The organism is Dehalobacter sp. DCM, from assembly GCF_024972775.1.
GTDB lineage: Bacteria > Bacillota > Desulfitobacteriia > Desulfitobacteriales > Syntrophobotulaceae > Dehalobacter.
The window spans coordinates 3,479,300-3,493,467 of record NZ_CP092282.1 but is presented as its reverse complement, the minus strand read 5'-3'; the positions used below and the strand labels follow the sequence as shown (position 1 = coordinate 3,493,467).

18 protein-coding genes are annotated in these 14,168 nt (G+C 43.8%); 16 read left to right on the top strand and 2 right to left on the bottom strand.

All coding sequences use genetic code 11. The features are described 5' to 3' along the window. The first annotated feature begins 54 nt into the window (after window positions 1–54). From LPY66_RS16260 to LPY66_RS16230, 7 genes are all read left to right on the top strand, one after another. Window positions 55–528 (top strand): DUF2975 domain-containing protein, encoded by a 474-nt coding sequence (locus LPY66_RS16260; protein WP_337985300.1) that lies wholly within the window; start codon window positions 55–57, stop codon window positions 526–528. A 12-nt stretch (window positions 529–540) separates the two neighbouring features. Next, window positions 541–753 (top strand): helix-turn-helix domain-containing protein, encoded by a 213-nt coding sequence (locus LPY66_RS16255; RefSeq protein ID WP_337985299.1) that lies wholly within the window; start codon window positions 541–543, stop codon window positions 751–753. 344 nt (window positions 754–1,097) lie between these two features. After that, on the top strand, window positions 1,098–2,000 hold the full coding sequence (gene metF / locus LPY66_RS16250) for a methylenetetrahydrofolate reductase [NAD(P)H] (protein ID WP_337985298.1): 903 nt from the start codon (window positions 1,098–1,100) through the stop codon (window positions 1,998–2,000). Window positions 2,001–2,064: 64 nt separating this feature from the next. Continuing rightward, the gene (locus LPY66_RS16245) at window positions 2,065–2,256 is read left to right on the top strand and encodes a hypothetical protein (RefSeq protein WP_337985297.1); all 192 of its coding nucleotides are present in this window, start codon (window positions 2,065–2,067) and stop codon (window positions 2,254–2,256) included. Window positions 2,257–2,404: 148 nt separating this feature from the next. Then, window positions 2,405–2,965 carry a sigma-70 family RNA polymerase sigma factor gene (locus LPY66_RS16240; RefSeq protein WP_337985296.1) on the top strand — a complete coding sequence of 187 codons (561 nt, stop codon included), beginning with the start codon at window positions 2,405–2,407 and terminating at the stop codon, window positions 2,963–2,965. Further along, the gene (locus tag LPY66_RS16235) at window positions 2,925–3,368 is read left to right on the top strand and encodes a hypothetical protein (protein ID WP_337985295.1); all 444 of its coding nucleotides are present in this window, start codon (window positions 2,925–2,927) and stop codon (window positions 3,366–3,368) included. Before LPY66_RS16240 ends, LPY66_RS16235 begins: the two co-directional genes overlap by 41 nt. Beyond that, window positions 3,365–5,710 carry a hypothetical protein gene (locus tag LPY66_RS16230; protein WP_337985294.1) on the top strand — a complete coding sequence of 782 codons (2,346 nt, stop codon included), beginning with the start codon at window positions 3,365–3,367 and terminating at the stop codon, window positions 5,708–5,710. Before LPY66_RS16235 ends, LPY66_RS16230 begins: the two co-directional genes overlap by 4 nt. A 33-nt stretch (window positions 5,711–5,743) precedes the next feature. Here LPY66_RS16230 and LPY66_RS16225 read toward each other — a convergent pair whose 3' ends face one another. Both LPY66_RS16225 and lexA read right to left on the bottom strand, forming a co-directional pair. Continuing rightward, the gene (locus LPY66_RS16225) at window positions 5,744–6,322 is read right to left on the bottom strand and encodes an HD-GYP domain-containing protein (RefSeq protein ID WP_337985293.1); all 579 of its coding nucleotides are present in this window, start codon (window positions 6,320–6,322) and stop codon (window positions 5,744–5,746) included. A 262-nt stretch (window positions 6,323–6,584) separates the two neighbouring features. Next, window positions 6,585–7,214, bottom strand: a complete 630-nt coding sequence (gene lexA, locus LPY66_RS16220) for a transcriptional repressor LexA (RefSeq protein WP_337985292.1) — start codon at window positions 7,212–7,214, stop codon at window positions 6,585–6,587. 187 nt (window positions 7,215–7,401) lie between these two features. Between lexA and LPY66_RS16215 the strand changes: the two genes are divergently transcribed. The 9 genes from LPY66_RS16215 (at window position 7,402) to LPY66_RS16175 (ending at window position 14,152) form a co-directional block, all read left to right on the top strand. Then, the gene (locus LPY66_RS16215; RefSeq protein ID WP_337985291.1) at window positions 7,402–7,935 is read left to right on the top strand and encodes a helix-turn-helix transcriptional regulator; all 534 of its coding nucleotides are present in this window, start codon (window positions 7,402–7,404) and stop codon (window positions 7,933–7,935) included. Window positions 7,936–8,051: 116 nt separating this feature from the next. Beyond that, entirely contained in the window at window positions 8,052–8,597 is a 546-nt protein-coding gene (locus LPY66_RS16210; RefSeq protein ID WP_337985290.1) for a hypothetical protein, read from the top strand. Window positions 8,598–8,674: 77 nt separating this feature from the next. Next, window positions 8,675–9,370: a M23 family metallopeptidase gene (locus LPY66_RS16205; RefSeq protein ID WP_337985289.1), complete on the top strand. Its 696-nt coding sequence runs from the start codon at window positions 8,675–8,677 to the stop codon at window positions 9,368–9,370. Between the two features lie 19 nt (window positions 9,371–9,389). Continuing rightward, window positions 9,390–9,794: a hypothetical protein gene (locus tag LPY66_RS16200; RefSeq protein ID WP_337985288.1), complete on the top strand. Its 405-nt coding sequence runs from the start codon at window positions 9,390–9,392 to the stop codon at window positions 9,792–9,794. 330 nt (window positions 9,795–10,124) lie between these two features. Next, the gene (locus LPY66_RS16195; protein WP_337988118.1) at window positions 10,125–10,562 is read left to right on the top strand and encodes a phage tail terminator family protein; all 438 of its coding nucleotides are present in this window, start codon (window positions 10,125–10,127) and stop codon (window positions 10,560–10,562) included. Window positions 10,563–10,613: 51 nt separating this feature from the next. Then, the gene (locus LPY66_RS16190; RefSeq protein WP_337985287.1) at window positions 10,614–11,678 is read left to right on the top strand and encodes a phage tail sheath subtilisin-like domain-containing protein; all 1,065 of its coding nucleotides are present in this window, start codon (window positions 10,614–10,616) and stop codon (window positions 11,676–11,678) included. 106 nt (window positions 11,679–11,784) lie between these two features. After that, window positions 11,785–12,231, top strand: coding sequence for a phage tail tube protein (locus tag LPY66_RS16185; protein WP_337985286.1), 447 nt, complete (start codon window positions 11,785–11,787; stop codon window positions 12,229–12,231). A gap of 255 nt (window positions 12,232–12,486) precedes the next feature. Then, complete coding sequence (locus tag LPY66_RS16180) at window positions 12,487–12,891, top strand: phage tail assembly chaperone (protein WP_337985285.1); 405 nt, start codon at window positions 12,487–12,489, stop codon at window positions 12,889–12,891. Between the two features lie 166 nt (window positions 12,892–13,057). After that, on the top strand, window positions 13,058–14,152 hold the full coding sequence (locus LPY66_RS16175; RefSeq protein ID WP_337985284.1) for a hypothetical protein: 1,095 nt from the start codon (window positions 13,058–13,060) through the stop codon (window positions 14,150–14,152). Window positions 14,153–14,168 lie beyond the last annotated feature (16 nt).

Sequence of the window (14,168 nt, the reverse complement as noted above, 5' to 3'; positions counted from 1 at the left end):
TCGATAAAGAATAGAGTAAAATCACTTTAATAATTTATTTTGTGAGGTGCTCATATGAAACGAGAAACACTTTTTTTAAAGATAGCTGTCATTCTTATTGGCATGCCCGTTCTTGCTTTGTGTGTATTGGGGTTACCTATGGTAGTGCGCGGGAACGAAGGATATTTTCCGACGTATTGGTTATATCCTGTAATAATCGGTATGTATTTATCTGCAATACCGTTTTATTTTGCTTTGTATCGTGCATTTAAACTTTTATGCGATATCGATATGAACAAAGCTTTCTCGGAATCATCGGTAAAATCTTTAAAATATATTAAATACTGCGCTAGTATGATTGGTATCTTGTATGCGGCGATTACGCCTTTCATGTATTTGATGGCGGAGCTGGACGACGCTCCGGGTCTCATATTGATCGGATTGGTCATTACGTTTGGTTCTGTTGTGGTCGCCGTCTTTGCGGCTGTTCTTCAAAAATTATTAAGAAATGCCATCGATATAAAATCTGAAAACGATTTAACGATCTGAGGTGAAACGGATATGGCAATTATCATTAATCTTGATGTGATGCTGGCAAAAAGAAAAATGAGTGTCACAGAGCTTTCCGAGAGAGTTGGAATAACGATGGCGAACCTATCTATATTAAAAAATGGAAAGGCGAAAGCCATTCGCTTATCCACGTTGGAGTCCATTTGTAAGGCTTTAGACTGTCAACCCGGAGATATTATCGAATATATGCGTGACGATGAGTAGACCGACTACTTAACCAGCGTTGATGAGGGATTCGGATATAACTTATCAATTAGGAGGTTCAAGGATGGGTTATTCTATGTATTTGATATCAGCAATTATTTTATTTGCAATTATAGATGGAAGGCGGCCTTAGGGTCGCCTTTTTGATATGGAATCAGTAACAACAATACAAAACAGATGTGGATTTAGGCAAGTTTTAAGTGGCGGTAACTACCATTCGGGTTCTGATTTAACCTGTTCATACCAAAAACATACGGAAATCATTTATGCGTGAGTATAATAAGTTAACAGGTTAGCAAGTAGGAAAGACAGAACGTAAACAAGTTAGCGAGGGGGAGTTAGTAATGAACATTTTAGAAAAATTCGAAACAAAAAAAGCGGTCGTATCTTTTGAGGTTTTTCCTCCGAAGCAAATTGCTTCTATTGATATGATCCATGAGACGATTGACGGGCTTGCTCCTCTTAGACCTGATTATATCAGTGTTACTTACGGTGCGGGCGGAAGCTCCAGTAACAATACAATAGAAATCGCATCGAAGATTCGCAATAAGTACCGCATCAATGCGCTGGCCCATCTGACTTGTGTGGGATCGTCGAAAGCCCAGATTGATACGATCCTGATGGATTTAAAAAATAAAGGCATTAACCACATTATGGTGCTGAGAGGAGATTTGCCCCAAAATGCTGATCCGGTAAATGTTTTTCAAGATTTTAAACACGCATCGGATTTAGCGGCTTATATCACAGATAAATCCGATTTCTGTCTTGGAGGGGCATGTTACCCTGAAACCCATCCGGAGTGCCCGGATATAAATCAAGACGTTGACAATCTAAAAAGAAAGATAGAAGCAGGCGTGCAATTTTTGATAACACAACTTTTCCTTGATAATGAAAAATTCTATCGCTTCCGGGATAAGCTTGAACAAAACCGGATAGCTGTCCCAATTCAAGCCGGTATCATGCCGGTGACGAATGTTCAGCTTATTGAGAGAATGGTAAAGCTCTCCAATACGCGAATCCCTAAAAAGCTTGCCCGAACCTTAGAAAAATTTGAACACAATCAGGAAGCAATCAAAGATGCCGGCATTGCCTATGCATCCGAACAAATTATTGAACTTTTGGCGAATGATGTTAACGGGATTCATCTGTATACAATGAATAAGCCTCAGACGGCGAAAGACATTATGAAGAATGTAGGAACTATGGTTTATGCGCTAAATGAAGCCGATAATCAGATATCGGCATAGCGCCATCAAGATGGTAAGTGAAATGTGATGATAATATGAAAAGTTTTGGGAGGGGGACGATGGTATGGCATATGAAGGCGTTATTTCAATGACTTTGGAAGCAACAGAGAGAACGGATACTGACAGGATGCGCAACGCAATAAATCGTGTTTATGATCGTGATCCGGTAGACGACACTGGCTATGACGGCTATGACTCAGAATGTCTGGCGTGCGATAAACGGGGAAATTGCTTTCATTCTGAATGCTGGTCATAAACCACAATAGGTATGGTCTCAATCTCAATTAACTTCAAATAAGTTATATAGTATATAATGAATCCGTGAGTATAGCTTAAGCTGACTTGCGGATTTTTTTGCAACTTTTTTAACGGCTTATTTGTCTAAAGAATGAAAAGGGGGGAAGATGATGCTTGGGCAGCATTGGCAGCAGGTAGAGGAATGGATGGGCCTTTACGGTGACCGGATTATGCGCGTCGTCTTCCTTGTTGTTAACGATATCCATTTAGCAGAAGAAATCACGCAAGATGTATTTATCAAAGCTTATGAAAATGCGGACAATTTCCGCAGTGCGTCTGCGCCGTATACCTGGCTGTACCGCATTGCGCTGAATCTCAGCCGCAACAATATTCGGCGTCGCCGCCGCTTCCGCCTTGTGCCATGGGAAGACGACGTCTACCCACTCCATGTGTTGGAAGAACCTTTGGTGGATCATATTATCCGCAGGGACACAGGAAGGCAGATCAGGCGCTGTCTCCGGCAGCTTCCCATCCGTTACCTGGAAGTGGTTGTACTTTATTACTACGAGGATTTAAAGATAGGCGATATCGCTCATGTTCTGGAAATGCCGGAAGGCACAGTCAAGAGTCATCTGGCCAGGGGCCGAAAAGCCTTGGAAAAAGTGATGCGAAAGGAGGGAATGGCAGATGCAGGAGCAGGATCAATTAAAGAATTGGCTGAAAGATAATCTGGAGGAAGAGCTGCGCGCTGTCCATTTTTCAACGGAAGCAAGAGCCAAGGTCAAGAAGACAGTTATCACAGGCAAGGGGATAAAAAGCATCAACGAAGTGAACGCGATAGATGGTAGGGTAAAGCCGAACGCCGCGGAGATAGTTGGCCTGAGTGACAGAGATATATCTTGGTGGGAACACCGCATTGCTCTGCCTCGGGGCATATTCGCTGCCTGTGTGATCATTTTACTGCTCATTACCGGTGTGTATACCACAACCTTTTTCTACGTTGCACCCCAGGAGATTGCACAGTTTCAGGCTGACAGACCGCAGGTCATTGTTCCCAGCGATAACACACCCTTCGGAGCCCTGCAGATGGCTGTTCTGCATATGCCGGATAATGGGGGTAACCAAAAATGAATAGAACGAAGAGTTTGAAGATAAAAACCAAAACCGCTGTCATGATCCTGGTTGTCCTGATGATTCTATTGGGGGTCTTATATACTTTCACGCCGCCACTAATGGCTGCTGCCGTCAGTCACTATCAGAAAGGAAATAAACCGGAAGCAGCGATGATCGTTAAGGAACGACTGATGCAGTATTTTCCACAAAGTAATCAAGCCCGGGATGTCGCTTTTGATCTGGCTGTCACAGTTCTTTCCTCAGAGAACAGAGTGTTTGTCGGCCCGACCTTTAGCGGTGGCGGGGGCGGTGCGTTAACTATCAGTACTGAACAGGCCATCGCTTATCTGAAACGGGTCTCACAAGCTCAGGGAAATACGCAGTGGAAATATAGCGGGTTTCATATGGTTGGCCAGTTGTGCCAGACACTGGGGGATTTTAAGCAAACAGACTACTGGCTCAATCTTGCCTTGCAGGGATACAGGGAATATTACCCCGAGCAAACATGGAAAATTGCCGAGATAACGGGAAGCCTTATTGGATTGCATCTGGAGCAGGGGGACTATGGCAAGGCGGAGGCTCTGATTAATAACGGAATACAAGAATTCGCAAAAATATACGAACTGTCAAAGTATTACGACTGGCAAGGGGATCTATATTATGCTCAAAGCGACTATGAAAAGGCCAAAGCAGCTTATACCAAAGCCATGGAACTCGAAGAGATAAACTGGCGCGAGTCAATGGCTGCGCAAAATAATAGCTCAAATAATGTAGATACAAAGAACATGAATGATGCGGAACAAATCAATGCAAGTTTAGAGCTGCAACCAGTTTACAAGCATGCCAAAATACAACTTGCCCAGATCGAGTCCTTAGCGGAGGGTTCAAGCCGGCAAGGAGGAGTTGCAGGCGCAATTTATGTTGGAACGTCGCCGATGGCCAATGTTCAGGTTTACCTTATCAATGATAAGGAATACGACGGGCGAGGCAACCATCTCGAAGACATCGCGTCACAGACCCCGGTCGTAACCGATGATAAGGGTCAGTTCAGCTTCTCTAAAGTCAGCCCCGGCAGGTATTTCGTCGTTCTTGGTTTTATACCGAAGGATCTGGAAGGACTGGGCCGCTTTAAAGGATTGGGCTATTTTGCGGTGGAAGACGGGAAAACGATGCAACTGCACTATACCCTGCAGCCGCGGGTCAAGATTACCGCTCCCAACGGCCGGTCATCCTTCCGGGAAGGTGATGAAATCGATATTACTTGGGAGGCCGTGCCAGGAGCTGTTTCCTATACGATCAATTTGACGCTCAAAGCAGATGGGGGATATGTTTCCAGAGCGTACAAGACAGGGATAAAGGACACGTCCTATTCATTTGCTCCTGCCGGGCTGCAATTAAGAGACATGAATTTTGTCTTTTACGCCAATCCACAAGAGGGAGTAAGTTCGTCGGCGATCCTGGGCAGTTTTTATCCGGGAGCCCAAGTCTATTTCCAGGTGGAGGCGTTGGATAAAGCGGGAAATGCCATCTCGGACAGCGAGGGGTATCTCGTGCAGTTGGATGAAAACTATCCCTCAGTGGAAATAGCGGCAATCAATCATTTCTCTGCCGGCGATAAGCTCTTATTGGAAGATAAGCACGAAGAAGCCTTGAAATCATATCAGGACACACTGGCGCAAAACCCCACGGATGTCTATACCTTGCTTTCCTTGGCCCGACTATACAATTATCAGTGGGGAGAGAAGACGGGGGATATGCAGCAGGCCTTGGTCTATTATCAACGACTTTTGGACTTGACCGATGAAACCTTTATCCTGGAGGAAGCGGCATCCGCTGCGCGTATGGCCGGTGACAATCATATGGCGCTGGAGATTTATAGACGCTTTGAGGAGAGAATGGATCCTCATAGTTTCTGGTTTCATTCTATGGGTGAACTGTATTTTCTGACCGGTCATCCGGAAAAGGCGATTGGTTATTATTTGAAATACCTGGATAGTCAGGACATGTTGGCTGATTTGGGGCCAATCATGGCCATGCTGTATGTTAGCGATAATCAGGCGGCATTGGATTTGCTTCGGAGCAAATCCTACTCCCAACAGCCGCGTTATTCGGATGGCGGTGAGGAGAGAGTAAGAACGGCAGATATCGACTTGATCGTTACCCTTCTCCAGAGCTATGCCAATGGCGCTCCCAGCACACTCACCCGATCGGAATTTAAGAACGCTCTGTGTGAAATCATGCAAATCACCGGCAGCGACCGATCCGGGCAGATAAAGATATTCCAGGAAAAAATCAGGACAAAAGAGGATAATGATATCCTTGTCCGGATTCTCCTGGAATTAGTTCGAGATCGGTATTAATGGGGTACGGCAGTGTGCAGCTATCAATGGATTTTAAACAAAGCCAGGCCAATTATCAAGAAGGATGCGTGTGATAACGGGATCGAACATAACGCCTGAATTCCGTTCGATTTCGCTTTTGCATTGGGTTAACGACATGGCTTCGCGGTAATTCCTGTCGCTTAACATGGCGTCGATGGAATCCGCGAGGGCAATGATTCTGGAGCCGATAGGGATATCCTTGCCGGCAAGGCCCAGCGGATATCCTTTGCCGTCCCAGCGCTCATGATGGTGCCTGACAATCAGCGCTATTTTATCCAAACCGGCAACCTTACTCAGGATTTGATAGCCGGTTTCCGAATGTTTTTTCATCAAATGCCATTCAAGGTCGGTTAACGTGGATGACTTTAACAGCACATGATCCGGAACTCCAATTTTTCCTATGTCATGGACATGCGCCGCGATATGGATCATCTCGGATGTATTTTTCGGTAGGTGTAACATTTCGCAAATCCACTCTGTGGTATCGCTTACCCTTTCAGAATGGCTGGCAGTATAGGAGTCACGTGCATCTAACGTAGCCATGATTGTCTCAATCAAGTCCTGATAACCCAGTAAGGCATTCTGCATCATGTCATATGCTCCTAATAGTTTATGGAATAGCTTCCTTATACTACTATTTTTGACATTACCAATCAAAATTCCTGCAAAGGAATTATTATTCGCTATAAATATTATCCTGGTTACCGAATAGGCAAAGAGTCCTGCTGCGATGGGAGATAGCTTTTTCAGAAAAACGGTGCTGATGTCTGGTTTTCACATGAATTGGCATATTAAAGCCCCGTATTACCAATATTCTAGGTGATACGGGGTTTAACATTACGCAGGATGACTATCAGAATACATCTTTAATAACTTTAAATACAACCCCAACGATCTCAACATGGTCGGGTTCCAGTGCGCGGTATTTGCTGTTGGCAGGTTCAAGTGTCACTTTTCTATTATCGATATTGTAGAATCGTTTGCATGTGACCTCTTCCCCGTCGATCCTTGCGATAACAGTTTGGCCGTTTTGAGCGGTTTCCTGTTTTTTAACCAACACAATGTCACCGTTATTAATGCCGAGATCAATCATGGAATCGCCCTTTATCTTCAGAGCAAAAACTGTTTCGTCTTCGCGAACAAAAGAACCCGGGACAGGCAGATAATCTTCAATATCCTCAAAGGGTATCGTTGGCGTCCCAGCCGGAACCCGACCGACGATCGGAACCATGACTAAGGAATGGTTTTTGTTGCTGTAAGGCTTAGGTATGTTCTCGTGATTCGTTTGGTCTTCGTTAAAAAGATAATCCATTGAAACATCAAAGTAACTACATACTCTCTGGAGGAATTTTAAATCAGGCTCGCGTAAGCCTAGTTCATATAACGAAATAGCGGAACGGGAGACATCCAGAGCATGGGCTAACTCGTTTTGAGTAATTTTTTTCGTCTGCCGTAAGTATTTTAATATTTTTCCAAAGTCCACGTTATTTATACCTCCCATGAAAACAGTATACTCTACGTTAAGTAGCATTTCAATAGAAATATTGCAAATAAAACGACAAAATATTCCATAAAAATGATTGACAGCTTCATAATGAAGCAATAATATAATAATTAACTTCATAATGAAGCGGCTGGAATATTCAATATTGGCAGAGAGAGGTGATACCTTGAGTGACAGACAGAGTACAGATGTGGAGGATATTCTAGAGGCTTATTATCGCAAATTAGATGAAATACAGGTCAAGGAAATTGTGATTAAGACTATTGAGAAAAATGTGGGTGAGCTCAGAAGAATGCTATTGGATGTCAATGAACTGGTGCCTTCGAAGGATGTGATATCCGTATATGGAGGAATTTTAGGTGGAGCCGGTTATGTTTGTGAAGCGTCTGCTCAATCTTATCCCGCACTTAAGCCACCCAAAGATAGGATAGAGAAGGAGCTGGTGAAATTACGACAACGAAGGATCAAGCTTAAGATGCAGATCGTCTATCTTGAGTCGGCTATAGAAGGTATAAGCTTTGCCATGAGTTTATTAGATCCGATAGACCGGACCATCTGTGAAGGATGTTATGGCCTTAAGGGAAAAAGTAATATGCAAATTAGCCAGGAGTTGAATATGGATGAGAAAACGATTAGGAACAGACGGAAGAAAATAATGCTGAAGCTTACAATGTATTTGCATCTTAATTCCCAGTCATAGATTTCCGAATTTTTCCCGGTGTTTTGCCGAATTAATCCGTGAAAATAAGATATGCTTGTTATGGTGGGATTATTTACCAACAAATAGAACAATGGCTTTCAGGGAGGAGTGGAAAAATGGATAACACAACAATGAAAGGAATGGAAGCGACGTTGCGAAGCTATTATCGAAAACTGGAAGAACTGCAAGTCAAGCGGAGAGCGTTGGAAGCGGTTGAGATGCATGTTGAAGACATTAGAAAAACACTATGTGATGTTAATCAGCTGATACCTTCAAATGGAATGGTTGCAAAATATGGTGTGGCTGCAGGTGGATCGAGCGGGCATATGAGTGATCCGACAGTGCAAGCTTACAATGATTTTTCACGTTCAATAGAAAAATCACAAATGGAACTGGTTGGGTTACTGGAGAAGAAAATCAAGCTCAAAATGGAAATCATGCATTTGGAAGCTTCCATGGAGGGTATTTGTTTTGCACTGGATTCACTCGATCCCCTGGAACAGGCAATTTGCGAACAGTATTATGGGTTAAAAAGAAAAAGTAATCTGCAGATTGGGCTAGCACTTGGTATGGACGAAAAGACGATTCGATATCGTAAGAAGAATATTAATCAAAAACTAACCGATTACTTAAGATTCAAGACATCGCGTAAAGTAGTTTAGTATATAGTATAAATGAAAGTGGCGGTCTCAATATCTAAACTAAACTAAGATAAACTTCGAAAGGAGGATAGGACAGGATGTTGCCTTTAAAATCAGCACGTGTGACCTATCCCTATGGCGTAAAAAACAAGCGGTATCGGAAAGGGTTCCACACAGGTATCGATCTTGCCTCGACGGAAACTCCGATCTACGCTTCCGTACCCGGTACAGTCATCGAAGCAAGGTATGCATTGGGGAAAGGAGCTGATCCTGCAGGTTGGGGAAATTATGTTATTATACGGACCTGTAATGGCCTCTATGATCTCATCCATGCCCACCTTGCAGCTGTCAACGTAGTTTATGGTCAGACGATTAAAGAAGGTACAGTTCTCGGCATTATGGGCAGTACGGGAAACAGCAGCGGTCCCCATTTGCATTTTGAGGTTCGCAGGGTGCCCTGGGGTAGTAGGGATGAGATCAATCCGGCTATCTTTCTTGGCATAGAGAACAAGAAAGGTGCAATAGAAAGGCTAAGTGAGGAAAAAAAGGGAATAAGCCCGACGTTGATTCTTTGTAACCCCGGTCCTGATGAACGCGCAGCCGCTTACTTGGCCGATTACCTAAAGGCTTCCGTATCCTGCCTCGCCGACGCGTCGGCAGAATCAATCTATTGTGCTGAGAGAATCTATGTTATTGGCAGTACGGCAAAAGTATCACCGCAAGCGATTAACATCGTCGGTACGGATCGCTACGATACTTGCCAAAAAGTACTCGCCATCTGTCAACGTCATTAGGTGCTATAAGGAGGAGAAAATGGATACTATTACGTTACCTCAGGCTTTTTTAACACTTCAGGATATTTCATCTATGGGTGGTATGGTTATCGCAGTTTATGTTATTGTCTCGTTCTTAAAAGACGGCCTTAAGAAATTAGGAAGAAAAATTTCTAAGAATGGAACGGGTGACTGGATCGTTCGGCCTTTCTCTGTACTTGTCGCTTTGACTATTATTATTTGGACAATCGTCATCAAGGGGGTAGTCAACGCAGAAAATATTGGGCTGGCTGTTATCAATGCTTTTCTGGTTGCCTTGGTTGCCGGAGCGGCGCATGATTACGTCGTTGCGCCGGCGAAAGAAAAGGCGCTGATACAAACCATGCTCAGAGAGAGCACAGATGACTCAACACCCATGAATCAGGATAAAACAATGAAGAGCTGAAAGTCCGAACTTTTTCCGATAATTTTCCGAATAGTCGCCGATTTTTAAGAGAAATTTAGGATATGCTTAGTACAGTGGTCATTGACTGAAAACAAATTTATTGACTAACGAATCGTCCTTCCTCAACAGGGGCGTTTTTTTTGTTCTTTATAGGTTTCCGATGGTGTGCCGGTGACGGCGGGTTTAATGCAATCCAGAAGGCAGGGAGGGGCCGGGGTGCACAATAAAAATGCTTGGATCAGTGAGAAGAACGACTGCAGAAAAGTTGGCAGAATCAGGGCGCCGACTGAAGAGCGACAATGAATTTGAAAGGAGGTAAGGAACACGAATATACAAGCCATTATCGACGCGGTCAGCAATATGATTCTGACAAGGTATCCAGGCTATTCCATCTATATGGAAGAAATGCAGGAAGGTTTTAACAGACCTTCTTTTTCTGTGATCTTTATTCAAGAAACGCAGACCGACAAAAACCAACGGTTTTATGCCAGAAATATCATTTTATATGTCATATTCAATGCGACTCTAAATGCCAACGGCAACCCCGACAAAGCATTGCAGTATCAAGTCTACGAGAATATCCGGGACTTGTTCAGCTGCGGCACCATCACTGTTGGGGAAAGAAAAGTAAAAATCCGGCAAATCACTGGCGGCCCGAAGGGCAAGGAAATTTATCTGGGCTTTAATTTAGATACCACCGGTAGCAGGCCGGACACTTCCGGGCAGGGAACACTTGCAGGAAGTCTCAGTATGCAATTGGATCTATAGAACAAATAGGGTTATGCACGATGCAAATTATTATTGAGGAGGAAACCAACCATGCCATTGCCAAAAATCAATATCCTATTCCAAGAGGCCGCCAGTACGGCGATCAAAAGAGGGGAACGCGGAATTGTTGCTCTAATTCTGAAAGACAGCGTTCATAATGGCGCCCATGTTTATGAAACACTGAGTGACATTCCATCCGATCTCAGTACGGCGAATAAAAAACAAATCGAGCTGGCCTTCATGGGCGGCGAGAATCCGCCGTTACAACTGCTGGTCTATATCCTTCCGACAGCTGCTTCAAGTTATACCAGTGCCCAGACTTACCTGGAGGGATCCGTCTGGAACTATCTGGCCGTCCCAGGTATCAGTTCCGCTGATGCCACAACCATCGCGACCTGGGTTAAAGGGTTAAGAGACACTCTCAATCTGAGTGTCAAAGCGGTATTACCCAACACCGCTGCGGATCATGAAGGTGTCATTAACTTTGCAACCGACAATATTGTAGCTGGTGGAACGACATATACTACAGCCAATTACAGCTCCCGGATCGCCGGAATTCTCGCGGGGAATCCCCTGTCCATCAGTTCTACTTTCCAAGTCTTGTCCGAAGTTGATGATGTTCCTCATTCAACGACTAGCGAGTTCAACACCGCCATCGATGCCGGAAAATTGGTTCTGATGAATGACGGGGAAAAAGTCAAAATCGCAAGGGCTGTCAACAGTTTGACCACGCTGACGTCAAACAAAGGCGCCGCCTTTAAGAAGATAAAACTTGTCGACATCATGGATATGATCTACGCCGATATCAAGAAGACCACCAATGATGCCTATATCGGAAAACTTCCGAACACCTATGATAATAAATGTCTGCTCATTACGGCGATTCGAGCGTACTATGAATCGCTGGAAAACCAGCAGTTATTGGATCGCGGGAAAAATTCCGTCGACATCGACATAACAGCCCAGAAAACGTACCTGCAATCTATTGGGGTGAATACGAGCGCGATGACAGACCAGCAAATCAAAGAGGCCAACACCGGGGACAAGATATTCCTGTCCGGACCGATTAAGATCGTGGATGCAATTGAGGACTTTGAACTGAAGATCAGTATCTAATTGAATTATCAGTTATCAAAGTAAAATTCATGTACCGCAGTTTAAATCTTCGTTATGACCTGAAATCAAGTAAATAAGGTTCTAGTAAGAACAGGAGGAAAAAGAAATGGCGTTAAGTCCTGAAAGAATTATGAATGGAACCCACGGCGAGGTGTGGCTCGATGATGAAAAGGTCGCTGAATGCAGCGGCCTTCAAGCTAAGATCAACCTTTCAAAAAGTGATGTCCAAATCTGCGGCCGCATGGCAAAGGGGTATAAAGTAACCGGCTGGGAAGGTAGAGGTAGCTTGAAGCTGCACAAGGTCTCCAGCAGGATGATCAATAAAGTCGCGATGGATATTAAAGCCGGCAGAGGAACCGTCTGCACCATCGTATCCAAATTAGCTGACCCCGATGCCTACGGCTCAGAACGCGTTGCGCTCAAGAACGTGATGTTCGACGAAGTGGCCCTGGCCGATTGGGAAGCTGGAAAAAATAGCGAGGAAACAGTACCGTTTACCTTTAGTGATTTTGATCTGCTGGATGTGATCAGCGAGAGTCTGATTCAGGGATAAGCAAGTGAAAGCGTCGCTCCAAGTTAACTAGTACATCATTCTTTAAATACCATAACATAAACACGTAGTAATCTGGGCAGGGTCTGCATGCCACATTCCGCTTTCGGCAGATAGCGCCCTCCATGGCGCTAACAGCCGCGCTACGCAATCCGTGCTCCGCTTGTCGCCGGAACTGTGGCACGCAGACCTGATTTGAGGTGAGAAGAAAATTCAAGAATGATGTACTAGTAATAAGAAAAAAGAAAGGAAAAAGCAATGAACACATTGGAATTGTTATTAAAAGCAGATACTGATCAATTCAAGCTACCGACTCGTAAGGTGGAAATTCCAAGATTATCAGAATTGTTTGGTGGTCAGGCCGTATTCACTTGCCAAGCCTTATCACCCTCCAAATATAATGAAATCCAGGAAGCAGCCGCCAACTTCATGAACGGTCAGATCCAGGGAATCGACATGGGGGAAGTCCAGATGGATACTGTTCTGGCGGGCGTGATCGACCCGAATCTAAAAGACAAGGAACTCATGGCCCATTTCAAGGTACCTACCCCTGCGGAGCTCATCAAAAAAATGCTGCTGCCCGGTGAGATCGTGATGCTTTTCAATGTGATCTCAGAAATCAGCGGTTTCGGAGACGATGTGGTTAAAGAAATAAAAAACTAATCAGCACGGACGGCTGGGCGGAGATGCTCTACTATTATTGGGTAACCAAAGGGATCCGACCGTCCGTGTTCGCATCGTTACCCTATGGGGAGAAAGTTGTGATCAGAGCGTTTTATGAGAGTGAGATAATGAAATCAACGTATCTTGATGAAAGGGGGAAAAAGACTTGTCATCAGTATCAAATATACTGAGAGAGAATCCTGAGTTTATAGATTCTTCTTCTAGGATAGCTGCGCAAGCAGTAAATGATTTATTCATTAATCCTCAAAAACGCAGACCTTTTATTGATTTCGCCTATTTTGACGTGCTAAACAAGATAGTTTTTGGGAAGGTTGGCGAAAAAGGGGGAAGTTTTCTAGAAAAAAAATTCCTTGGAAATAACAATTATGAGTATCTTAAAAAGTATGGTAAATCTATTGGAATAAAAATAAGAAAGGGAACTTTACCTCTTGGCAAAACTAACTTCAGACTACCTCAAATAATACCTCCAAAAATATCATTAGTTGGAAGATTAGCTGGACCATTAGGAATCATATTTGGAGAGTATGGTAGTTTTGCTTTAAAACGGTTAATCAACAAAGATTATAATGACAAAGCAAAAATGGCAAAAGAATTAAAAAGTGTAAGAGGTTCTACTATCGGAGCACTTGTAGGATTAGGTATTGGGTCATTATTTGGACCAGTAGGTGGATATATTGGCAGTTTAGTTGGAGGGGAGATTGGAAAGTTAGCAGCGGAAAACATTGACTTTGGAAAAATGAAGAAAGCTTTGTATTTAAGTATGGAAAACATCGGCAAAGGAAACACCTTACGGGCTAATTATCAGCAGTTATCTGCAAGAACCTCAATCGCGAAAGTCAAGAATGCCTTGTATTCGAGTATGGAAAACATCGGCAAAGGAAACATCTTGCGAGCTAATTATCAGCAGTTATCTGCAAGATCCACAATCGCGAAAATCAAGAATGCCTTAGAATCAAGTATGAATAATATTGGTGAAGGTTATTATACTTGCTCCAAATATAGTGGCTATTCACATAGTATTGGCATCCCCCGTGTCCCATACGACAACTACCCGGCACTCCTTCACGAGGGTGAATCCGTCCTGACTAAGAGAGAAACCAACAATCTGCGTTCGGGTTATGGTTCAATCAGTATCGCCAAGCTTTCCGACACCATCATTGTCCGGGAAGTAGCGGATATCGATCGGATTGCGGGCGCTCTGGTCAGTAAAATCAAGCTGACAGCCCTTAACATGGCTTAGAAGATCGGAGGTGATA